Origin of the sequence: Duganella rhizosphaerae, assembly GCF_040364205.1 — a bacterium.
In the GTDB taxonomy this organism is placed as follows: Bacteria; Pseudomonadota; Gammaproteobacteria; order Burkholderiales; family Burkholderiaceae_D; genus Rugamonas; species Rugamonas rhizosphaerae.
Genome location: NZ_BPWK01000019.1, coordinates 84,183 through 104,551, shown reverse-complemented (window position 1 = coordinate 104,551; position 20,369 = coordinate 84,183). Strand labels below are relative to the sequence as shown.

The 20,369-nt window shown below is 65.6% G+C and carries 17 protein-coding genes; 7 read left to right on the top strand and 10 right to left on the bottom strand.

The window, feature by feature from the left end; all coding sequences use genetic code 11:
- Positions 1–89 precede the first annotated feature (89 nt).
- The 5 genes from RUGAMON1_RS29010 to RUGAMON1_RS28990 form a co-directional block, all read right to left on the bottom strand.
- Positions 90–1,616, bottom strand: coding sequence for a tryptophan halogenase family protein (locus RUGAMON1_RS29010; RefSeq protein ID WP_445233766.1), 1,527 nt, complete (start codon positions 1,614–1,616; stop codon positions 90–92).
- Positions 1,617–1,626: 10 nt separating this feature from the next.
- Positions 1,627–2,631: a cupin-like domain-containing protein gene (locus RUGAMON1_RS29005; protein WP_445233765.1), complete on the bottom strand. Its 1,005-nt coding sequence runs from the start codon at positions 2,629–2,631 to the stop codon at positions 1,627–1,629.
- Entirely contained in the window at positions 2,624–3,325 is a 702-nt protein-coding gene (locus RUGAMON1_RS29000; protein ID WP_445233764.1) for a SapC family protein, read from the bottom strand. The genes RUGAMON1_RS29005 and RUGAMON1_RS29000 overlap by 8 nt, the downstream gene beginning before the upstream one ends.
- A gap of 15 nt (positions 3,326–3,340) precedes the next feature.
- The gene (locus tag RUGAMON1_RS28995; protein ID WP_445233763.1) at positions 3,341–4,864 is read right to left on the bottom strand and encodes a tryptophan halogenase family protein; all 1,524 of its coding nucleotides are present in this window, start codon (positions 4,862–4,864) and stop codon (positions 3,341–3,343) included.
- 91 nt (positions 4,865–4,955) lie between these two features.
- Complete coding sequence (locus RUGAMON1_RS28990; RefSeq protein ID WP_445233762.1) at positions 4,956–7,943, bottom strand: TonB-dependent receptor; 2,988 nt, start codon at positions 7,941–7,943, stop codon at positions 4,956–4,958.
- Positions 7,944–8,150: 207 nt separating this feature from the next.
- Here RUGAMON1_RS28990 and RUGAMON1_RS28985 point away from each other — a divergent pair, with 207 nt between their 5' ends.
- From RUGAMON1_RS28985 to RUGAMON1_RS28970, 4 genes are all read left to right on the top strand, one after another.
- Entirely contained in the window at positions 8,151–8,975 is an 825-nt protein-coding gene (locus RUGAMON1_RS28985) for a polysaccharide deacetylase family protein (RefSeq protein ID WP_445233761.1), read from the top strand.
- Complete coding sequence (locus RUGAMON1_RS28980) at positions 8,954–10,015, top strand: LacI family DNA-binding transcriptional regulator (protein ID WP_445233760.1); 1,062 nt, start codon at positions 8,954–8,956, stop codon at positions 10,013–10,015. Before RUGAMON1_RS28985 ends, RUGAMON1_RS28980 begins: the two co-directional genes overlap by 22 nt.
- A gap of 222 nt (positions 10,016–10,237) precedes the next feature.
- Positions 10,238–12,847 carry a TonB-dependent receptor plug domain-containing protein gene (locus RUGAMON1_RS28975; protein ID WP_445233759.1) on the top strand — a complete coding sequence of 870 codons (2,610 nt, stop codon included), beginning with the start codon at positions 10,238–10,240 and terminating at the stop codon, positions 12,845–12,847.
- Between the two features lie 74 nt (positions 12,848–12,921).
- A complete protein-coding gene (locus RUGAMON1_RS28970; RefSeq protein WP_116992614.1) occupies positions 12,922–13,461 on the top strand; it encodes a DUF2058 domain-containing protein in 540 nt (179 codons plus the stop codon).
- On the opposite strand, the gene RUGAMON1_RS28965 is transcribed toward RUGAMON1_RS28970, so the two are convergent.
- The 5 genes from RUGAMON1_RS28965 to RUGAMON1_RS28945 form a co-directional block, all read right to left on the bottom strand.
- Positions 13,462–13,881 (bottom strand): YidB family protein, encoded by a 420-nt coding sequence (locus RUGAMON1_RS28965; protein WP_445233758.1) that lies wholly within the window; start codon positions 13,879–13,881, stop codon positions 13,462–13,464.
- 95 nt (positions 13,882–13,976) lie between these two features.
- Positions 13,977–14,654, bottom strand: a complete 678-nt coding sequence (locus tag RUGAMON1_RS28960; RefSeq protein WP_445233757.1) for a type 1 glutamine amidotransferase domain-containing protein — start codon at positions 14,652–14,654, stop codon at positions 13,977–13,979.
- Between the two features lie 30 nt (positions 14,655–14,684).
- Positions 14,685–15,842, bottom strand: a complete 1,158-nt coding sequence (locus RUGAMON1_RS28955) for an iron-containing alcohol dehydrogenase (protein WP_445233756.1) — start codon at positions 15,840–15,842, stop codon at positions 14,685–14,687.
- A 118-nt stretch (positions 15,843–15,960) separates the two neighbouring features.
- Positions 15,961–16,572 carry a TetR/AcrR family transcriptional regulator gene (locus tag RUGAMON1_RS28950; RefSeq protein WP_445233755.1) on the bottom strand — a complete coding sequence of 204 codons (612 nt, stop codon included), beginning with the start codon at positions 16,570–16,572 and terminating at the stop codon, positions 15,961–15,963.
- Positions 16,573–16,606: 34 nt separating this feature from the next.
- A complete protein-coding gene (locus RUGAMON1_RS28945; protein ID WP_445233754.1) occupies positions 16,607–17,173 on the bottom strand; it encodes a PEP-CTERM sorting domain-containing protein in 567 nt (188 codons plus the stop codon).
- A gap of 129 nt (positions 17,174–17,302) precedes the next feature.
- Between RUGAMON1_RS28945 and RUGAMON1_RS28940 the strand changes: the two genes are divergently transcribed.
- Genes RUGAMON1_RS28940 through RUGAMON1_RS28930 form a run of 3 tightly spaced genes read left to right on the top strand, consistent with a single transcriptional unit; the run spans position 17,303 to position 20,283 of the window.
- Entirely contained in the window at positions 17,303–18,397 is a 1,095-nt protein-coding gene (locus tag RUGAMON1_RS28940) for a histidine kinase (protein WP_445233753.1), read from the top strand.
- Positions 18,387–19,538: a sensor histidine kinase gene (locus tag RUGAMON1_RS28935; protein ID WP_445233752.1), complete on the top strand. Its 1,152-nt coding sequence runs from the start codon at positions 18,387–18,389 to the stop codon at positions 19,536–19,538. Before RUGAMON1_RS28940 ends, RUGAMON1_RS28935 begins: the two co-directional genes overlap by 11 nt.
- The gene (locus tag RUGAMON1_RS28930) at positions 19,474–20,283 is read left to right on the top strand and encodes a LytR/AlgR family response regulator transcription factor (RefSeq protein ID WP_445233751.1); all 810 of its coding nucleotides are present in this window, start codon (positions 19,474–19,476) and stop codon (positions 20,281–20,283) included. The genes RUGAMON1_RS28935 and RUGAMON1_RS28930 overlap by 65 nt, the downstream gene beginning before the upstream one ends.
- Positions 20,284–20,369: the final 86 nt, after the last annotated feature.

The following is a 20,369-nucleotide window of genomic DNA, read 5'->3' as shown; positions in this document are numbered from 1 at the left end:
ATGATAAATATTCTGCGGAGTGTTGTTGGCCGTGGACAGGCAAAAAAAACGCCACCCGAAGGTGGCGTTGAGGAGCGGGGCCGGGAAGATCAGGCGGCCTTGGCCGATTCCGGGCGGCCGCAGTAGCGCTCCACATAGGCTTGGTGGGTCGGCAGTTGCACCACGATGCGGTCCACCCGCGACTTGATGCCGCCGAGGAAGTGCTTGAGTTCGGCGTCGCCCATCAGGTCGGCGGTTTGGTGGTGCGAGCGCGGCATGATGCCCTGGCCCAGCATCACCTGGATCCACGAGTTCTCGGCGAACAGCTCGTTCGGCACGCGGAACACGCGGCCGGTTTCGCGGAACAGGGCGATGCGGTGTTGCAGCGAGGCGGGGATGCTCATCTCGCGCGCATCGATCCAGAACTGCGAGTCGGTGCGGTTGTTGACGTGGTAGTGCAGGATGATGAAATCGCGGATGTGCTCGATTTCGTCGTTGCACTGCTGGTTGTATTCGTCGATGTCGGCCTGGCTGATGCCGTCGGTCGGGAAGGTCTGCATCAGCCGCACCACGGCGCGCTGGATCAGGTGGATGCTGGTCGATTCGATCGGCTCCAGGAAGCCGCTGGCCAGGCCGACCGCCACCACATTGCCTTTCCACGTGTGCTGGCGCTGGCAAGGCTTGAACTGGATCACGCGCGGCGTGACCAGCGCCTTGCCTTCGATGTTGGACATCAGCTGTTTCATCGCCGCGTCGTCGTCCAGGTGGCGGCTCGAATAGACGATGCCGTTGCCGACCCGGTGCTGCAGCGGAATGCGCCACTGCCAGCCTGCCTGGTGCGCCATCGAGCGCGTCAGCGGCACGGCGTCGCCCACCGACTCGGTCTGCACGGCGATGGCGCGGTCGCAGAACAGCCATTGCGACCAGTCTTCCATCGGCTCCTGCATGGCGTCGCCGATCAGCAGGCCGCGGAAGCCGGTGCAGTCGATGAACAGGTCGCCTTCGATTTCCTGGCCCGATTCCAGCACCACCGAGCGCACGTCGCCGTTGTCCTCGTGCTTGGTGTAGCGCACGATCTTGCCTTCGATGCGCTGCACGCCGCGCGGTTCGCTCAGGCGCCGCAGGTATTTGGCGTAGCGGCTGGCGTCCAGGTGGTAGGCGTAGTTCATGCCGTTGTCCGGCAGGTGGGCGAAGCGGTTTTCCAGCGAGGCCTTCAGCTCCAGGCAGTAGTCGCCGTAGTCGCCGGCCAGGCCGCGCTCGACGCCCTTGTGCCAGAAGTGCTGGAAGCCGGCGGTCCAGTGGTCGGTCCCGGTCATGCCGAACGAGTGGATGTAGTCCTGCTTGACGTTGCGCCAGCCTTCGAAGCTGATGCCCAGCTTGAAGGTGGCCTGGGTCTCGGCCATGAATTCCTGCTCGTTGATTTCCAGCAGATTGTGGAAATTCATCAGCGTCGGGATGGTGGCCTCGCCGACGCCGACCGTGCCGATGTCGTCGGACTCGATCAGCTTGATGTCGAGCCGTTTGCCCAGCACCTTGGCGATGCCGGCCGCCGCCATCCAGCCGGCCGTGCCGCCGCCGACGATGACGACGCGCTGTACCGGCCGGCGCTGCTTGGGGTCTCGTGTGCCTGGGTTCATCGATGTCTCCTTAGCGGTTCATTTTTTTAAGTGTCTGGGCGCGCAGCACGCGCGCGGCCTCGTCGTTGAGCGGCGCCAGCACATGGCGGGCGTGCTCGGGGATATGGGCGGCCGTGGTCTCGTCGGCTTCGAAGATGTAGTGGCGGAAGATCTCCTGCCAGGCCTTGCGCTGCGCCGCCGGCAGGTCGCGCATGGTGAGGAAGGCCAGCATCAGCGCGCTGGTCGGCGTGTCCATGTAGTCGGGCGACTGGCTCCACCAGTAGTTGACCAGGACGTTGAACGGATCCAGCGCTTCGATGTGGTGCCACCACATGCTGGGGATGAAGATGGCGTCGCCCGGTCCCAGTTCGGCGGTGCGCGCGTGCGCCAGCGCCTCGGCGAATTTCGGATATTTGTCGAAGTCCGGGTTCAGCAAGTCGACCAGGCTGACGGCCTGGCCGGCCGGCGTGAAGTCCAGCGGACCGATGTACAAATTCTTCAGCTGCGCCGGCGGGAACAGCGTGAAGCGGCGGTGGCCGGCCGCCACCACGGCCAGGTTGTCCGGCACGTCGTAGTGGGCGGCGATGCGGCTGCGGTTGCCGATCCAGATGCTGGCCAGCGCGTCGCGACCGCCCAGGTTGATGTCGTTCTGCTCGCGGAAGCCGGGCAGGCAGGTGTCCACCGTGGTCGAGCCGACGTAGACCGTGGCCGGCGTGGCGTGGTGGCGCTTGGCTTCGATCTCGTCCAGCACGGCGGTCAGCTTGGCGTGCACCGGGTAGAAGTTGAAGCCGCTCATGTCGGCGTTGTAGAAGAAGCGGCCGCCCGCTTCCGGCGGACCCAGCATGGCGCCGACCGTGGCGTCCCGGTAATGGCTGCGCAGGTAGGCGTCGCCACCGCGTTCGGACGCCAGCGCGGCGCGCACCATCGGCCAGCTGGCGGCCAGGCCGCGCAGCACCAGGGGTTCGGTGGCGGTGAGGATGTCGTCGCCCAGGTCGTTCACGCCCAGGCCGCTGATCTCGCGCAGGGCTTCAGGCATGGGCGGCATTCTTGCGGTCGATCAGCATGCGGAAGTTCGACAGCGAGGCCAGCACCATGTAGATGCTGTGCAGGTGGCCGGCCTGGTGCAGCGCGGCCACGGCGTCCGCGCCCAGCGCCGACAGCTTGTCCTCGTTGATGGTGTAGAAGCCGACCAGGCGGTTCTGCGAGCCGTCGTTCAATTCGACGTCGAGCACGAAGCTTTCCAGCAGCTCGTGCTGCAGCAGCGCGGCCAGCAGGGCCGGCGTCTGTTGCAGGCCCTGGTGGATGGCCAACAGCATCGAGCTGGCCCGTTCCAGGAACTCGCTGTTGCCGCCGTGCGGCATGAACACCGGCTCGCCCTCGGTGCGGCTGACGCGCGGGCTGTTGGCGTCGATGTGCACCATCAGCTCGCTGCCGTTGACGCCTATCATGAAGGGCTGGCGCTCTATCATCATCGGCACGTAGGGCGCGTCCCAGCGCTCGCCGTCAAGGAACAGGTTTTCCTCTTCGCGGAAGCCGAACAGCGCGATCGGTTCGAAGCCCAGGCCGTCCGTGGTCTTGCGGAAGACGATGGGGTAGCAGGCTTGCACGTCGCGGAATTCGGCCGGGAAGGTGACGACCGACATCTGGCGCTCGCCGAACTGCGCGCCGCGGCGGGTGATGACGCGCAGATCCTTGTGGTCTACGTTGTTGAGCAATACGGTATTCGACATGTGGTCTCTCATTTTTTAGATTTTCTGCAAGCCGTGGCGCTTGATGTGATTGATCAGTTCGCGGTTGTCCGGCAGTGCGCCCAGCATCTTGTGGGTCAGCGCGGCCGCCTCGCGGAAATAGCCGTCGGCCAGCGCTGCCTGCCGTGGCTGTGGGTTGATGAATTCGCTGCGGAAGCCCATGCCGTACAACACGTACTGGTAGCTGGCCGACGGGAACACTTCTTCGATGCGGTTGAAGTCGTTGCGCGACGGCGCGCGGTGGCGCCACAAGGTCAGCAAGTCGTTCAGCCGCGCGGGGATGGCGGCGGTGTTGTCGCGCCAGTAGTCGCTGTCGCGGCGCTGGCTCAGCACGTAGTGCAGCTTGAGGAAATCGATCACCCGTTCCCAGCGGTAGCTAAAGGCTTCGTTGAAACGTTGGGCGACGATGTCCATCGCCGCGCGCGTGGCCGGCAGCTCGTCGCTGACCATGGCGGCCGACATTTCCACCAGCGCCAGGGCCGATGCTTCCAGCGGCTCGATGAAGCCGGCCGACAGGCCGATGGCCACGCAGTTGCGGTGCCAGAAGCGCTGGCGGTAGCCGGGGTTGAAGCTGAGCTTGCGCGGCTGCGGTATGTCCCGCGGCCCGCCGGTGGCGGCGATGTAGCGGCGCAGCTCGGCCTCGGCCTGGTCGTCGCCGATGTGCGCGCTGGAGTACACGTGGCCGACGCCGCGCCGGGTCGGCAGGCCGATGTCCCAGATCCAGCCGGCGCTTTGCGCGGTGGACGAAGTTTGCGAGGCGATCGGGTAGTTGTCGTCGGGGTAGGGGATCTGCACCGCCAGCGCCGAGTCGTTGTACAGCACGTGTTTCTGCGACAGGAAGGGCACTTCGTAGTGTTTGCCCAGCAGCAGCGATTGCATGCCGGTGCAGTCGATGAACAGGTCGCCTTCGAGCGCGCCGTGCGTCTGCGTTTGCAGCGCGGCGATGTCGCCGTTGTCGTGGCTGTTGATGCCGACCACGTTGTCCGGCACGTACTGCACGCCCAGTTTTTCCAGGCAGTGCTGGCGCAGGAAGACGCCGAACTTGCCGGCGTCGAGGTGGTAGCCGTAGTTGGCCACCGAGGCAAATTCCGGCGTCACCACCTGCTTGGGCGCGCGGCCGTTGACGCACAGGTGCGGCTGGTAGCTGACCAGGTCGGCGAACGGAATGTTCGGATGCTGCGCTTGCCATTGCTCCGGCAGGTTCACTTCGCCATAGCCTTGCGGCAGCACGAAGGGATGGAAGTAGTAATCGTTGTCTGCGCCATTCACCCAACAATTGAAGCGCGAACCCTGCTTGAACGAGGCGTCGCATTCGCGGAAGAAATCGGCTTCGGACACGCCGATGCGGCGCAGCGTATCGCGCATGCTGGGCCAGGTGCCTTCGCCGACGCCGATGGGCGCGATGTCGGGCGATTCGATCAGGGTGACGTGCAGGGACGAGCCCTGGTGGTCGGCGGCGATCAGTCCGGCTGTGAGCCAGCCGGCGGAACCGCCCCCCACGATCACGATGCGTCGGACCATATTGCTCGCCTTGATTTGAGGATGAGATGGCTTAAAGTCTAACCGAAAAGGGCCGCTGACTGGCAGCGGCCCCGGAACGATCAACTACCGGTTAAAACTTGTAGCGGGCGCCTATCATGTAACGCGGACCCTGCTGCGTGACCGATTCCAGCTGTTGCCGGGTGCGGCTGTGCGTGCGCTGGATCGAGTTGCCGACGTTGATGCCCTCGAACTGGAAGCTCAGCTTCTCGTTGAAGTTGTAGCCGATGCTGACGTCGACCTGGCCGTATGCCTCGACGTACTGAGGATTCGGGCCGGAGCCGTCAAACGTCGACGACAGGAACTCGCCGCGCCAGTTGTAGGCCAGGCGGGCGGTGAAGTTCTTGTCCTCGTAGATGCCGACCACGTTCGAGGAGTTCGACAGGCCGACCAGCGCGAACTGCTCGCCGAGCTTGGCGTTGTCGTACTTCAGGCCCGAGTGCACATAGGTGTAGTTGGTCGACACGCCGAAGCCGCTGTTGCCGAACATGTGCTGCAAGTTCACCTCCAGGCCGTTCAGGCTGGCCGCCTTCTGGTTGGAATAGGAGTTGATCTTGAAGTTGGCGATCGGATCGCTAGGCTGGCCGACGATCACACCTGTGGTGTGGATGTCCTTATCGGTCCCGGTGTCGGGGCCGCGCGTGACGCCCGGCGCGCCGTCGTGGTTGCGGAAGATGAAGTCGCGGATGCAGGTGGTGTCGGCGCCGGCGCAACCGCTGGCCAGCGCTTCGTTCCAGTACTTGCCGCCCACCGGCGTGTGCAGGTTGAACGGCGTGGCGTCGAACTGCGACTGGCCGGCGTAGTTTTCCAGGTTCTTGCGGAAGTAGCCCAGCGAGAAGAAATTCTGCTTGCCGTAGTACCACTCGTAGGACAGGTCCAGGTTCTTGGACTTGACCGGCTTGAGCGACGGATTGCCCTGGCTGCCGGTGCCGCCGTCGGCGCGGGTCAGCGAGTTGAGCGTGGTGCCGCCCTGGATCTGGTCGTAGCGCGGACGGCCGATGGTTTCGCCCAGGCTCAGGCGTACCTTCTGGTCCTTGGTGATTTCGATGTCGGAGTCGAAGCTTGGCAGCAGGTTGTGATACTTGCCGGTCAGCGTGGTGAAGGTCGGATCGCCGAAGGTGATCGGCAACTCGTTCTGCGACACCCAGCTGATGCCGACCGCGGCCGGCACCAGCGCGGTCGAGAGGACGTCGGTGGTCTCGTAGCGCAGGCCGATCGAGGTGCGGATCGGCAGCTTGGTGTCCCAGTCGGTGTTGAACTGGATGAAGGCCGACTTCGATTTCTCAGCGGTGCGGGCGTCGTTGTCGAAGGTGGTCTTCGGCAGGTACAGCGCCGGCTTGCCGGAGGCGTCGGACGCCAACTGGCGCACCTGGGCGAAGTTGAAGGTGTAGAACTGGTTGAACAGATTGCTGTTGCCGCTGCCGTCGACATGGTCGAAGTACTGCGCCACCGACGCCGGATGGAACACGCTGGCCGGATAGTCGGACGGCTTGGTGGCGCCGCTCCAGGTGTCGCGCTGCTGGTTGGAGAAGGCCGAACGGTTCTTGACCTCGGACGCGGTGGCGCCGAATTTCAGCTCGGACGCTTCCAGCACTTTCCAGGCGCCCTTGAGCTGGGTCTGGTCGACTTCGCCCTTCATATAGCCGTTGGTGAACACCGAGCCGGTGACCTGCTGCGGCGCGGCCGTGAAGTCGGCGCCGGCGATGGTCAGGACCGGGAAGTCGCGGCTGAAGTCGGCCGTGGTGTTGGCGCGGCTGAAGCTGGCGGTGCCGAGCGTGTTGCTTGAACCGAAGGGGCTGTCGGCCTTGGACTCGGCGGTCGAGTGGTGGGTGTCGAGCTCGAAGCGCAGCTCGTTGGTCGGCTTCCAGACGGCGTTGAAGCCCAGCGATTTGTTCTGCGTCTTCGTGGCGAAGTCGGCCGCGCCCATCGCGATGTCCGACGTGCCGACCGTGCTGCCCGCGCGGGTGGCGATGATCTCCTGGTAGAGGATCGGGCTGGAAACCGGGCCCTTGGTCCAGGTGCTGGCCGACGGGCCGAAATTGAACCAGGCCGAGAGATCGTTGCGCTTGGTCTGGATCTTGTTCTCGGAGTAGGTGTAGTCCAGCGTGGTGACCAGCTTGTCGGTCGGCTTGTACTGCAAGGTCAGCTGGGCGTTGGTGCGCTGGCGTTTGACGCCGTTGAAGTTGTAGTTCAGGTTTTGCGGCACCGAGTACAGGTCGGTCGGGCCGGGCCGGTCGTTGATCAGCTTGGCGCCATCGGTTCCGGGCTGCGGGATCGTGCCCCAGTTGTTTTCATCGCCACGGAACGGACCCTTCCAGCCGTTGGAGACAGCCGCGTTGTTGTAGCCGAGGTTGCGTTCCTGGTAGCTGCCGGTCAGCGCCACGCCGAACTTGTTGTTGTCGAAGGTGTTCGAGTACAGGCCGGAGAGCTCCGGCGTGGTCGAGCGGCTGGCCTTGACGTCGCCCGGCAGGTTGCCGTTGGTGCTGTCGTACACGCCCTTGACGCCGACGCTGGAATGCATGCCGGGACGGTCGAACGGCCGCGCGGTCATCACGTTGACGGTGGCGCCGATGCCGCCGGTCGGCGTTTCGGCGCGGCTGGTCTTGTACACCTGCAGCTGGGAGATCGCTTCCGACGCCAGGTTGGCGAAGTCGAAGGCGCGGCCGTTGAGGTCGCCCAGGTTGGAGGTCGGCATCTGGCGGCCGTTCAGCAGCACCAGGTTGAAGTCGGGGCCGACGCCGCGCACGGTGATCTTCGAGCCTTCGCCGATCGAGCGGTCGATCGACACGCCGGAAATGCGCTGCAGCGATTCGGCCAGGTTGGTGTCGGGGAACTTGCCGATGTCCTCGGCCACGATGCCGTCGACGATGCCGTCGGAATTGCGCTTCAGGTTCATCGAGGACAGCAAGCTCTGGCGAAGGCCGGTGACGACCACGCTCTGGACTTCCGGTTCCGCTGCCTTGACGGACGCTTCCTGCGCCAGCGCCTGCCCGGCCGCCGCCGCGCAGGCACTGGCCACCGCCAGGCTCATGAGTTTCTGTCGTGCCTTTGGATAATGCATGTGATCTCCTGTGTTTTTATGAACAGCTCGTGTACCGCTACCCTCAACCCAGATTTGGAAAGGTTTCCATTTCATGTGGCAAATATAGCACCGAACGAATTTCAAAGTCAATTTGCAATGCCGCATAAGTCGGGGCCGGTTTTCGTTGACAGAGGAAATCAAGCCGTGCACCATGTCTGGGAACGTTTCCAAAAAGAGACACTTTGCATGCATACACTCCATTTTCTTGCGTTGGGCGCGCTCTGGCTGGGCGCGGCGACGGCGGCCCCGACCTCGAGTCCGGCCTTGGCCTGGCCGCACGGCGCCCGCGCGGCCGTCAGCCTGGCCTACGACGACGCCCTCGACTCGCAGCTCGACCACGCCATCCCGACGCTCGACAAGTACGGCCTGAAGGGCAGCTTCTACCTGCAACTGTCCAATCCCACGGTCGCGCGGCGCATGGCGGCGTGGCGCCGCGCGGCCAGGCACGGCCATGAGCTGGGCAACCACAGCCTGTTCCACCAGTGCTCGCTGGCGGCGCCCGGCCACGACTGGGTGCAGCCGCAGCGCAACCTCGACACCACCAGCGCCGCGCAGATGCGCGACCAGGTGCTGGCCGCCAACACCATGCTGTACGCCATCGACGGCAAGCGCGCGCGCACCTACACCGTGCCTTGCGGCGACACGCTGGCCAGCGGCGTCGACTACCTGCCGCTGATCGCGCCGGCGTTCGTGGCGATCAAGGTGGGCGGCGGCGACGGCGTGACGGCGTCGATGGCGGCGCTCGATCCGCATGCGGTGACGGTGCTGGCGCCGGTCGGCCTCAGCGGCAAGGAATTGATCGCCATCGTCGAGCGGGCGGGGCGGCAGGGCACCATGGTCAACTTCACCTTCCACGGCGTCGGCGGCGATTACCTGAGCACCTCGAACGCCGCCCACGAGGAGCTGGTCCGGTATTTGGCGGCACATCGCCGCTTGTACTGGACCGACACTTTTCTAACCATCATGACCTACGTGAAAAGGCAGCAGCCGTGGCCACCATCAAAGACGTAGCCCGCCTCGCGGGTGTAGGACTGGGAACCGCTTCGCGCGTGGTCAGCGGCAAGGGTTCGGTATCGCCGGCCACGCTGGCCAAGGTCAAGGCGGCCATCGAGCAGCTGGACTTCCGGCCCTCGCACGCGGCGCGCACGCTGCTGTCGGGCTCGAGCCAGATGATAGGCGTGTACATCCCGGTGCTCAGCGGCACCTTCTACACGCCCATCCTGCAGATCATCGACAACGAACTGCGCACCGCCGGCCTGCACATGGTGGTGGCCTTCGGCGCCGGCCTGGGCGGCGCGCGCCAGCAGGCGATCGAGGGCATCGCCTTCCTGATCGAGCGCGGCTGCGACGGCCTGATCCTGATGACCAATGTGCTGCAGGAGGAAGACATCGCCGCGCTGCGGTTCAAGCACGAGCGCATGGTGGTGCTCAACCACAGCTTCGACAGCATCGCCGGCCAGTGCTTCACGGTCGACCACACGCTGGGCGGACGGATGGCGGCGCGCGCCTTGCTCGATCATGGGCACCGGCAGATCGCCGTGGTGGCCGGCCCGGCCAGCCTGCCGGACAACGTGGTGCGGGTCAACGCCTTCCTCGCCGAGCTGCAGGCCAACGGCGTCGACACCGGCCAGCTGTGGATGACCGAGCGCGACTTTTCGCCGGCCGGCGGCTGGTCGGCGGCCAAGGAGTTGATGGACTCCAAGCACCCGTGCAGCGCGCTGTTCTGCGCCAACGACGAGATGGCGGTGGGCGCGCTGTCGTATTTCCAGGAGGCCGGCATCCGCGTGCCGCACGAGCTGTCGGTGATCGGCTACGACGATACGCCCAGCGCGGAATTCTCGGCGCCGCGCCTGACCACGGTGCACATGCCGTGGCGCGAGATGACGCAGAACGGCATCAACGCGCTGCTCAACAGCTGCTACGACTTGCAGCGCCCCGTCACGCGCGGCTATCCGGTGACGATGACCTTGCGCGCGTCGCTGTCATCGCTGTCATCGCTGGCGGCGCCGCCGGCGGCGGCCAAGCCGGCACGGCGCCGCAAGCCGGCCTGAGCGCGCCCGCGCCGCACCTGGAAACAATGTTCAAATGCCAATGGGAAAACGTTTTCATAGTTGTTAATTTGCCGCATGAATCTGGATTCATGGCGAAGTTTAGTGGAAACAATAGACGGTTAGTAATGATGTCTATACATTCAGCCGTAGCAACAATCATCAGCCAGCTCCCAAGTTGCTATCAACAGCTACTCAACATTACGAAAATAAAAGAGATCGCACATGAAGAAGAATTTCCCATTTGCAGCGTTGTTGTTGTCCGCCAGCCCATACGTCCTGGCTCAAGCCCAAGCCCAGGCCACCGCCGTCGCCCCAGCCGCGGCAGCGCAAACTGCCGCCGCGGCCGATGCGACGCCGGACGATATCCAGAAAGTGGTGATTGTTTCCACCGGTAGCCGCGGCGCCCAGCGCACGCTGGTCGACACCCCGGTGCCGATCGACATCATCGGCGCGCGCGATCTCGGCAAGACCGGCCAGGCCACGCTCGATAAATCCCTGCAATTCCGCGTGCCGTCCTTCAATACCGTGCAGACTCCGGTGAACGACGCCACCTCGCTGCTCGATCCTTACGAGATCCGCAACATGGGCCCGAGCCGCGTGCTGATCCTGGTGAACGGCAAGCGCAAGAATTCCAGCGCGCTGATCTACACCCAGACTTCCCCGGGCCGCGGCGAAAGCGGCGCCGACATTTCGGCGATTCCGGTCGACGCCATCAAGCGCATCGAAGTGCTGCGCGACGGCGCCTCGGCCCAGTACGGTTCCGACGCGATCGCCGGCGTGGTCAACATCATCCTCAAGGACAATGCGGAAGGCGGCTCGGCCACCCTGCGCACCGGCATGACCCACGAGAACGACGGCAAGATGGGCGGCCTGTCGCTGAACCAGGGCCTGCCGCTGGGCGGCGACCGCGGCTTCTTCAACTACACGCTCGACGTCTCCAAGGTCAACCTGTCCAACCGTCCGGGCATGGTCGACGCCCGCGGCGAGGCCAGCGACTTCAGCGACCCGGCCAACGGCGTTCCATTCTCGGCCGTGCTGCCGCAGGCGCAGGCCTTCCTCAAGACCCATCCGGACGCCGGCAACATCAACGGCTCGCCGGCGACCCGCTCCGCCAAGGCCGAGTTCAACACCCGCTACGACCTCAGCGATACCACCAGCCTGTACGCCAACGCCGCCTACGTGAACAAGAAGGTCAACTCCTTCGCCAACTACCGCACGCCGTACTGGCGCCCGACCGACTACGGCCTGCTGCACCCGGCCGGCTCCACCTATGTCGGCTATGTGCCGACCTTCGTCGGCACGCTGGACGACTACAACGCCACCGGCGGCAGCAAGTTCCTGATCGGCGACTGGAACGCCGATGTCAGCCTGACCTACGGCGGCAACAAGCAGGGCTACGCGGTCGGCAACTCGGTCAACCGCGGCATGCAGGAAGACTACCTGAACCACGTTATCAGCACGCCGTCGCCGACCAGCTTTGACGCCGGCGGCGTCAAGTTCAGCCACTGGGTGCTGAACGGCGACATCTCCAAGCAGCTGAGCAAGGACGTCAACTTCTACGCCGGCACCGAGCTGCGCCACGAGAACTATGAAACCATCGCCGGCGAGCCAGCCTCGTACTACGGCAGCGGCGCCGATTCGTACGCGGGCAACTCGGCGACGAACTCCTTCCCGTCGTCGCGCTCGAACTACGGCGCTTATGCCGGCGCCACCTGGGACATCTCGCCGGCGTTCCTGATCGACGCCACCGGCCGCTACGAGAAATACACCGACTTCGGCAGCGCCTTCGTGTGGAAAACCTCGACCCGCTACAAGATCAGCGAGCAGGTCACGCTGCGCGCATCGGCCTCGACCGGTTTCCGCGCGCCGTCGCTGGCGCAGATCTACACGCAGAAGGCGCAGTACTCCTTCGTGCCGGGCGCCGGCATCCAGGTCTCCGGCCTGGTCAACAACGTCTCGAGCGCGGCGACCGCGCTGCAGGTGCCTAAGCTGAAGGCCGAGAAGTCGAACAACATCACGCTGGGCCTGGGCTTCAAGCCGGACAACAACACCAGCCTCACGATCGACTACTACAACATCAAGGTCAAGGACCGCATCATCCTGAGCACCGAAATCAAGCCAACCGGCAATCCCGCCAATCCGCTCGACAAGCAACTGAACGCGTTCGGCATCGTCTCGGCCAGCTTCTTCGTCAACGGCCTGACCAGCCGTACCGAGGGCCTCGACTACGTGGCTTCGCGCAAGAACATTCCTTTCGCGGACGGCAAGATGACGCTGAACCTGTCGGGCAACGTGTCGCTGAAAAATGAACGTGATGGCGAAGTCAACAACCCCGGCCTGATCGCTTCCGCCGGCCAGTCGGTGCTGAACGCCACCACCGAAGCGCTGATGTTCACCTCGCGTCCGAAGTTCAAGACCATCATCGGCGCCGACTGGGACTACAAGCAGCTGAACCTGTCGCTGAACAACACCGTGTTCGGTCCTACCCACTTCCGCAACGCCGGCATGGATGAGAACCTGGAAGTGGCGTTCAAGACCAAGATGGTGACGGACTTCGCGGTCACCTACGCTCTGACGCCGAGCACCACGCTGTCGTTCAACCTCAACAATATGTTCAACACCACGCCGAGCTGGCACTTCAATGCCCGCAACGCCAAGGGCCAGGCCATCCTGGACAGCAAGGCAGCGGACGCCACCACCGGCATGACGCCGGTCGAGGCGCAGACCAACCTGGTGACCTTCAACGGCCGCTACTCGATGGTGACCTACGATGGCTCGCAGTTCAGCCAGCTGGGCCGCACCTTCGCCGCCTCGCTGAACTATCGCTTCTAAGCGGCACGCCGCAGCTATAATGAGGTCCGCAGCTCCGCAAGGGGCGGCGGACCTTTTTTTATGGAGTGGTACACATGGTTTCGTTACAAGATCAATTGCTGAAGGCCGGCCTGGTGGCCAAGAACAAGGTCAAGGTCGCCAATCAGGAAAAGAGCAAGCAGAAGAAGGAAGAACGCCGCTCCGGCACCCAGAGCGTCGACGAAGCCAAGCTGGCCGCGCAGGAGGCGCAGCGCAAGCTGGCCGAGCGCAACCGCGAACTGAACGCGCAGCGCGACGCGGCCGCGCAGCAGAAAGCCATCCTGGCGCAGATCGCGCAGATGGTGCAGCAGAACCGCCAGGACAAGGGCCGCAACGGCGACATCGCCTACAACTACACGCACGGCAGCAAGATCGAGCGCATGTTCGTGACGGCGGCGGTGCGCGAGCACCTGGTGGCCGGCCGGCTGGTGATCGTGGTGCTGAACGGCGTGGCCGAACTGGTGCCGCGCGTGATCGCCGACAAGATCGCCGAGCGCGACGCCACGCTGGTGGTGCGCGTCAACAAGAGCACCACCGCGGTGGAGGAAGACGATCCGTACGCCGCCTTCCAGATTCCCGACGACCTGATGTGGTGATCAGGCGCTCATTCGCGCCTTCAGCAGGTTCAGGCCCTGCGCCAGCAGGCCGTCGGCCGGCACTTCGCCGTGCGGCGTCAGCTGGTCGATAATCTGCGGCAGCAGGCCGGCCAGGCCGGACGACACCTGCTGCGGATCGATGCCGGCCTGGCCGGCGATCTGCTGCAACTGCTCCGGGCCCAGCGCATCCACCAGCTGGCCGCCGGAAATAGGCTGGTTGGCGCCGGTGCCGACCCACGACATGACCTGGTCGGCCAGGCCGCTTTGCTTGAGTTTTTCCAGCACGGCCGGCACGCCGCCGGCGTTATCTATCATCGCCATCACACCCGACAGCAAGTTCCCTTGCTGCGCTTCGCCTTGCTGGCCGCTACCCAGCGATCCCAGTACTTGTCCTGCCAGTTGATCCAGTAAGCTCATCATGTTCTCCCGTGGGGTAAGGCAATGGAGATATCATTTTTGCACTGAATCAATGTCGGGGCAAGCAACTTTTGCGGCGGCGCAGCATGGCGGCCGTGTCAGGCCAGCAGCTTGAGCAGGGCCGCCGCCGCCGCTTCCGACGAGGCCGGATTCTGGCCGGTGACCAGCAGGCCGTCGGTGACCGCGTACGGCTGCCAGTCGCCGACCTTGGAGTAAATGCCGCCGTGTTCCTTCAGCATGTCCTCGACCAGGAAGGGCACGACCTTGGTCAGGCCGACCGCTTCTTCCTCGGTGTTGGTGAAGCCGGTCACCTGCTTGCCGCGCACCAGCGGGCTGCCGTCGGCCGCCTTCACATGGCGCAGCACGCCGGGCGCGTGGCACACCGCCGCCACCGGCTTGCCGGCCGCCAGCATGGCTTCGATCAGCGCGATCGAGGCGCGGTCTTCGGCCAGGTCCCACAGCGGGCCGTGGCCGCCCGGATAAAACACGGCGTCGAAGTCGGCCGCCGAGACCTCGGCCAGCTTGCCGGTGTGGGCCAGCACGGCTTGCGCGTCGGCGTCGGCCTTGAAGCGGACGGTGGCCGGGGTTTGCGATTCCGGCGCGTCGCTTTTCGGGTCCAGCGGCGGCTGGCCGCCCAGCGGCGACACCACCGTCAGTTGCGCGCCGGCTTCCTTCAGCGCGTAGTACGGCGCGGCGAATTCTTCCAGCCAGAAGCCGGTCTTGTGGCCGGTGTTGCCCAGCTGGTCGTGCGAGGTGAGTACCATCAGGATGTTCATGTCGGGTCCTTGTGTGTGAAGTGGAGGGGCTTACAGTGCAGCTTCAAGAATGCGGCGGCTGCGCGCCAGGTCGATGTCGCGGTGTTCGCCCAGGCTGGTCATGCCGTGCGCGGCCAGCTGCGCCAGCACGGCGTCGACCGCTTCCTGTCCCAGCTGGTAGGCCGACAGGCGGGTCGGGATGCCGAGGCCCTCGAAGAACGCGCGGGTCTGGGCGATGGCGGCGTCGATGCGTTGCTCGTCGCTGCCGTCGCGGATGCCCCATACGCGCTCACCGTATTGCAACAGCTTCTCGCGCTTGGTGGCGCGCTGCACGTCCAGCAGCGACGGCAGCACCAGCGCCAGCGTGCGCGCGTGGTCGATGTCGTACAGCGCGGTCAGCTCGTGGCCGATCATGTGGGTGGCCCAGTCCTGCGGCACGCCCGCGCCGATCAGGCCGTTCAGCGCCAGGGTGGCGGTCCACATCAGGTTGGCGCGGGTGGCGTAGTCGTCCGGCGCGGCCAGCGCCTGCGGCGCGATCTCCACCAGCGTCTGCAGCAAGCCTTCGGCAAAGCGGTCCTGCGCCAGCGCCTGCACCGGGTAGGTCAGGTATTGCTCGACCGTGTGGACGAAGGCGTCGACCAGGCCGTTGGCCACTTGCTTGCTTGGCAGCGTGAAGGTCTTGGACGGATCGAGCACGGAGAATTGCGGGAACAGCAGCGGGCTGCGGAACGGCAGCTTGGTGTGGCTGGCCTTGTGGGTGACCACGGCGCCGTTGTTCATTTCCGAGCCGGTGGCGGGCAAGGTCAGCACGGCGCCGAAGGGCAGGGCGCGGCGCACCTTGGCGCCGCCGCTCTGGGCGATTTCCCACGGTTCGCCGTCGTACAGCGCGGCGGCGGCGACGAACTTGGTGCCGTCGATGACCGAACCGCCGCCGACGGCCAGCAGGAAGTCGATCTCGTCGCGGCGCACCTGCTCGACCGCGCGCATCAGCGTTTCGTAGCTGGGGTTGGGTTCGATGCCGCCGAATTCGCGGACGGCGCGGGCGCCCAGCGCGCGACGCACCTCGGCCAGGGTGCCGTTTTTTTCGGCGCTGGCGCCGCCGTACAGGATCAGCACGCGGGCGCTGTCCGGCACCAGCCTGGACAACTGGGCGACGGTGTCGGCGCCGAAGACGATCTTGGTCGGGTTGTGGAATTCAAAATTCTTCATGCTAACTCCTATTATTAGACTGGTCGTCTAGTGATGCAGTAAAAAAACGGGGTCAGGTCTGACATTCGGACACGTGCCCAGCCGTAGCGGCCACTACGGCTGGGCACGTGTCCGAATGTCAGATCTGACCCCCGTGGGTGTTGGCTGGCAGGTCCAGCATGGTTAGCGTGGTTTGCCAGGCGGCGTGCAGCGCGCTGGGCTCGCGCCGCAGCTTGGTCAGCAGGGCGGCACCCAGCCACAGCTGGTACAAGGCCAGCGCCGTGAGCTTGGCGTCGGCGACCTGGCGCAGCGAACCGTCGGCCTGCGCCTGCTCGACGCACACGGCCAGCCGGGCGACGATGCGGTTGGTGCCCTCCAGCAGGGTGACGCGCATGGCTTCCGACATGTCCGCCACTTCTCCGCTGAGCTTGACCACCAGGCAGCGGCAATCGCAACTGTCGGCGTCGAGGTCGTTCCAGCTGGCCCAGTAGTCCATCAGCGAGCGCGCCGCGCTTTGGCCGGGCCGGCTCAGTATGGTTTCCATCTGCGCCAGGTATTGCCCGATATAGTCGTCCAGCAGCGCCTCGCCAAACATCTCCTTGGACTTGAAGTAGTGGTAGAAGGAGCCCTTGGGTACGCCGGCCGCCGTCAGGATCTCGTTCAAGCCCACGCCGGCAAAGCCTTTGCCGGTGATGATGGTCTTGCCCGTGTCCAGGATGTGCTGGCGGACGTTGTTGTGTTCTGTGGTCATGGTGGACGCATCATAACACAATTAGACCAGTCGTCTAGTATTGTGTGTTGACGCCTGCCTGGCGGCGGCGGGCCACCGCGCCGACCACGCCCAGGCCGGCGAGCAGCATGGCGTAGGCGTCAGCTTCCGGCACGGCGCGCACCACCAGCTGTTCCGCAAAGGCGGTCGCGCCCGGCGCGCCGGCCCAGGGCCCGAACGGCTGGCCTTTGCCGTCCCGCCAGTCGCAGTTGCTGTAGCTGTTGCTGAAGTAGGGCGCGGCGCAGGCGGCGGCGCCGGTCAGCTCGCCGTTGATCGCCGAGAAGTAGGCGCCGCTCATGGGATCCGTGCCGCCCAGCGGCACGTTGGCGCCGGCGAACAGGAAGTCGGTGGCCAGCGGGGCGTCGGCCAGTTCCGCGGCGGTCGGCAGGCGCCAGCCGAATTGCGACTGGTAGGACAGGTCCAGGCCGCTCGAAGCGGGCAGCGGCGAGGCCCATGCCCAATCCAGCTTGTTGCGGGTGATGTAGGCGTTGCTGGCGACCGGCGCGTTGACCTGGGCCGCGACGGCGGCGCCGACGGTGGCGCACAAGGCGATGGCCATGGTCAGGCGTTTGACAAAAATCATGACTTCCTCAAATTAAGTGGCGGCGAAAGAAGAAAAAATGTTACATCGACAACTGCCAAAAAACAATTAGAATAATTGAATTAAAATTAAGTTTATGCCACCGCAGCAGGAATCTACACAGGAATCGCCATGCCGCAGTCCGCCGCCATGCCCAGTCTAGCCAAGCTGTACGCCTGGCTGCCGCCGTTTGCCGCGGCGGCGCTGGCCTGGAACCTGCTCGCGCTGTCCGGCGCGCTGGCCAGCTATGGCGACGCCCAGCAGCATGGCGCGCTGCACGCCTCGTTCGCGCTGACGCTGCTGCGCTTTGTGGCGCAGCACGCGCCGCTCGTGGTGCTCAGCCTGATGCTGGCGGTCGGCTTCTGCCGCGCGCAACGGCGCTCGCCGCAGCTGGCGCAGCTGCTGCCGGCCTATCTCGGCATGCTGGCGCTGGGCGTGCCCTTGCTGTGTATCTGGCAAAGCGCGATCAACGGCATTTTCAGCGGCAAGGGCCTGGCTGCGCCGCTGGACCTGCTCAGGCAGCAAAGCGCGCTCAGCTGGTGGTTCCAGACCTTGCTGCTGACGCTGGCGTTCTGCGCGCACCTGGCCTACAGCGCCTGGCGCCACGCGCACGCGCAGGCGTTGGCCTGGCAGCTGGCGCAACAAGGCAACCTGGCGCTGCGGCTGCGCTTGTTGCAGGGCCAGCTGGAACCGTATTTGCTGTCGGGCGCGCTGGCCGGCATCGCCCGGCTGAACCGCCGGGGCTTGCGCGAGCAGGCCACGCGGGCGCTGGCGCGCTTGAGCGACCTGCTGCGTTATGCGCTGCGCGCCAGCCGTTCGGACTGGCAAAGCGTGGCCGATGAAGTGCGCTTCCTGCGCGACTATGTCGACCTGCAGCGCATCTGCCGCGACGCCGGCCTGCAAGTCGACTGGCAGCTGGAGGCGATCGACTGGAGCGGCTACCGCTGCCCGCCGCTGCTGCTGTTGCCGATGCTGGAGCAGGCGCTGGAGGCGGCGCCGCAGCGGCTGACGGTGCGCATCGGCCGCCGGCAAACGAGCGCGGGCAGCCTGGTGCTTGTCGAGCTCAGCTATCCGCATGGCGCCCGCGTGGGCAAGGCGTCGGTGCTGGCCGAGCTGGAGCAGCGCCTGGCCATGCAGTACGGCGGCGCGGCCACGCTGGGCATGCAGGCCGACGGCGACCTCACCCATCTGCGCCTGGCCTATCCGGTGGCGCATCATGATGATTGACGCCATCGCCCTGCCGCCAGCCGCGCCGGCGTCCGCCTGGCCGGCGCCGCGCGTGCTGCGCCGGTGGCGGCCGTGCCTGCTGATCCTGCTGGGCTGGGAACTGCTGGCGCTGCTGGAAGCGCTGGCCAGGGCGATCGACGCCGGCCACGCCGGGCGCGCGCTGGCGCTGCCGGCCCTGTTGTCGACGCTGATGCTGCAATACCTGCCGCTGGTGTGCAACAGCTGGCTGCTGGCGCTGGTGTTCCGCCGCTGGCCGGAGCGGCTGGCGCGGCGCGCGGCATTGCTGCTGGCGCTGTTGCTGTCGATGGCGGTTTTCCTGCCACTGCTGACCGGCATCGATATCCTGGTCGAGCTGCTGCGCGACGGCCGCCCGCTGGCCGACTTCCCCGCCATGCTGGGCCAGGTCGGCCGCATGACCTGGTGGTACAACCTGTTCGTGGTGGGCCTGGCCTTCCTGGCGCAGGCCGGCTACAGCGCCTGGCGGCGCGGCCGGCAGCAGGAACTGTCGACGCAGCGCGCGCAAACGGAAAACCTGCAACTGCGCCTGGGCCTGTTGCAAGGCCAGCTCAAGCCGCACTTCCTGTTCAATGCGCTCAACAGCATCAGCGCGCTGGTGCGCACCGCCGATCCCGCGCTGGCCGGCCAGGCGCTGGGCCATCTGGCTGAACTGCTGAACTACGTGTTGGCGGTGGGCCAGGGCAAGCCAGCCAGCGTCGCCGACGAGCTGCATTTCCTGCGCGTCTACCTGGCGCTGCAAAGCCTGCGCTATGGCGACCGCATGCAGCTGGACTGGGCGATCGAGGAACGCGACTGGAGCCGCTATCCCTGTCCGCCGCTGCTGTTCCAGCCTCTGGCGGAAAACGCCGTGCATCACGGCGTGGAGGCGCACCAGCAGCCTTGCCGCATCCACATCGGGCTCGAGCATGCCGCCGGCATGCTCTGCCTGCGTATCGCCAATCCGGTGCTGGCCGCCTCGCGCGCCGGCACCGGACTGGGTTTGAGCATGACGCGTGAACGCCTGGACATCCTGTACGGGCCGCGCGCTGAACTGAACATAGACGCCGATGAACACCACTATGCTATCGAACTACGCTTCCCCGTCGACGGACCGGCCCAGGACGGTGCTGATCGTCGACGATGAACTGCCGGCCATCGCCAACCTGGAATGGCTGCTGGCCCGGCGCCCGCAATGGCGCCTGCTGGAATCGTGCCGTTCCAGCGAGCAGGCCAGGGCGCGCTTGCGCACCGCGCCGGTCGACCTGATCCTGCTCGACATCCAGATGCCGGACCAGTCCGGCCTGGAGTTCGCGCGCGAGCTGTGCCAGCGGCCGGGCGCGCCGCTGATCGTGTTCGTCACCGCCTACGACGAGCATGCGCTGAGCGCTTTCGATATCTTCGCGCTGGACTACATGCTCAAGCCCTTCGACGACGAACGCTTCGACTTGATGCTGCGGCGCGCGGCGCTGATGCTGGAGCTGAACCAGCAGGCGGCGATGAACAGCGCGGTGCACGCCTACCTGCGCGACCGCGCGGCCGACGAGGTCGGGTGCAGCGCGCCGGTCTTGCAGCAGGTGGTGGTGCGCACCGCCGCCGGCCTGGAGCGCATCGCCATCGACGATGTGATGTGGCTGGGCGCGGCCGGCAACTATGTCGAGCTGCATCTGGCCGGGCGCGTGGTCCTGCACCGCAGCACCATCACCGCCATCGTCGAACGCTTGCCGGAGCAGGAGTGGGTGCGCGTGCACCGGACCGCCGTGGTGCGGCGCAGCGCCATCGCCGGCCTGCGCAGCGACAGCGACGGCTACTACGCGGTGCGCCTGGCACAGGGCGATACGGTGCGGGTCAGCGCGCGTTATCTCAAGCAGGTGCAGGCCATGTTCGCCTGAATGCGCGGCGCCTGCGGTTCGTCCCAGAACTGGCGCGATTGATCACATAGTCGTAGCCGACGGTTTTACCTTCGTGGCAAGCTGGC

Excerpts from the sequence above, each read along its gene's own strand:
- RUGAMON1_RS29010 (WP_445233766.1), bottom strand. The coding sequence starts at position 1,616 with ATGAACCCAGGCACACGAGACCCCAAGCAGCGCCGGCCGGTACAGCGC.
- RUGAMON1_RS29005 (WP_445233765.1), bottom strand. The coding sequence starts at position 2,631 with ATGCCTGAAGCCCTGCGCGAGATCAGCGGCCTGGGCGTGAACGACCTG.
- RUGAMON1_RS29000 (WP_445233764.1), bottom strand. The coding sequence starts at position 3,325 with ATGTCGAATACCGTATTGCTCAACAACGTAGACCACAAGGATCTGCGC.
- RUGAMON1_RS28995 (WP_445233763.1), bottom strand. The coding sequence starts at position 4,864 with ATGGTCCGACGCATCGTGATCGTGGGGGGCGGTTCCGCCGGCTGGCTC.
- RUGAMON1_RS28990 (WP_445233762.1), bottom strand. The coding sequence starts at position 7,943 with ATGCATTATCCAAAGGCACGACAGAAACTCATGAGCCTGGCGGTGGCC.
- RUGAMON1_RS28985 (WP_445233761.1), top strand. The coding sequence starts at position 8,151 with ATGCATACACTCCATTTTCTTGCGTTGGGCGCGCTCTGGCTGGGCGCG.
- RUGAMON1_RS28975 (WP_445233759.1), top strand. The coding sequence starts at position 10,238 with ATGAAGAAGAATTTCCCATTTGCAGCGTTGTTGTTGTCCGCCAGCCCA.
- RUGAMON1_RS28970 (WP_116992614.1), top strand. The coding sequence starts at position 12,922 with ATGGTTTCGTTACAAGATCAATTGCTGAAGGCCGGCCTGGTGGCCAAG.
- RUGAMON1_RS28965 (WP_445233758.1), bottom strand. The coding sequence starts at position 13,881 with ATGATGAGCTTACTGGATCAACTGGCAGGACAAGTACTGGGATCGCTG.
- RUGAMON1_RS28960 (WP_445233757.1), bottom strand. The coding sequence starts at position 14,654 with ATGAACATCCTGATGGTACTCACCTCGCACGACCAGCTGGGCAACACC.
- RUGAMON1_RS28955 (WP_445233756.1), bottom strand. The coding sequence starts at position 15,842 with ATGAAGAATTTTGAATTCCACAACCCGACCAAGATCGTCTTCGGCGCC.
- RUGAMON1_RS28950 (WP_445233755.1), bottom strand. The coding sequence starts at position 16,572 with ATGACCACAGAACACAACAACGTCCGCCAGCACATCCTGGACACGGGC.
- RUGAMON1_RS28945 (WP_445233754.1), bottom strand. The coding sequence starts at position 17,173 with ATGATTTTTGTCAAACGCCTGACCATGGCCATCGCCTTGTGCGCCACC.
- RUGAMON1_RS28940 (WP_445233753.1), top strand. The coding sequence starts at position 17,303 with ATGCCGCAGTCCGCCGCCATGCCCAGTCTAGCCAAGCTGTACGCCTGG.
- RUGAMON1_RS28935 (WP_445233752.1), top strand. The coding sequence starts at position 18,387 with ATGATGATTGACGCCATCGCCCTGCCGCCAGCCGCGCCGGCGTCCGCC.
- RUGAMON1_RS28930 (WP_445233751.1), top strand. The coding sequence starts at position 19,474 with ATGCTATCGAACTACGCTTCCCCGTCGACGGACCGGCCCAGGACGGTG.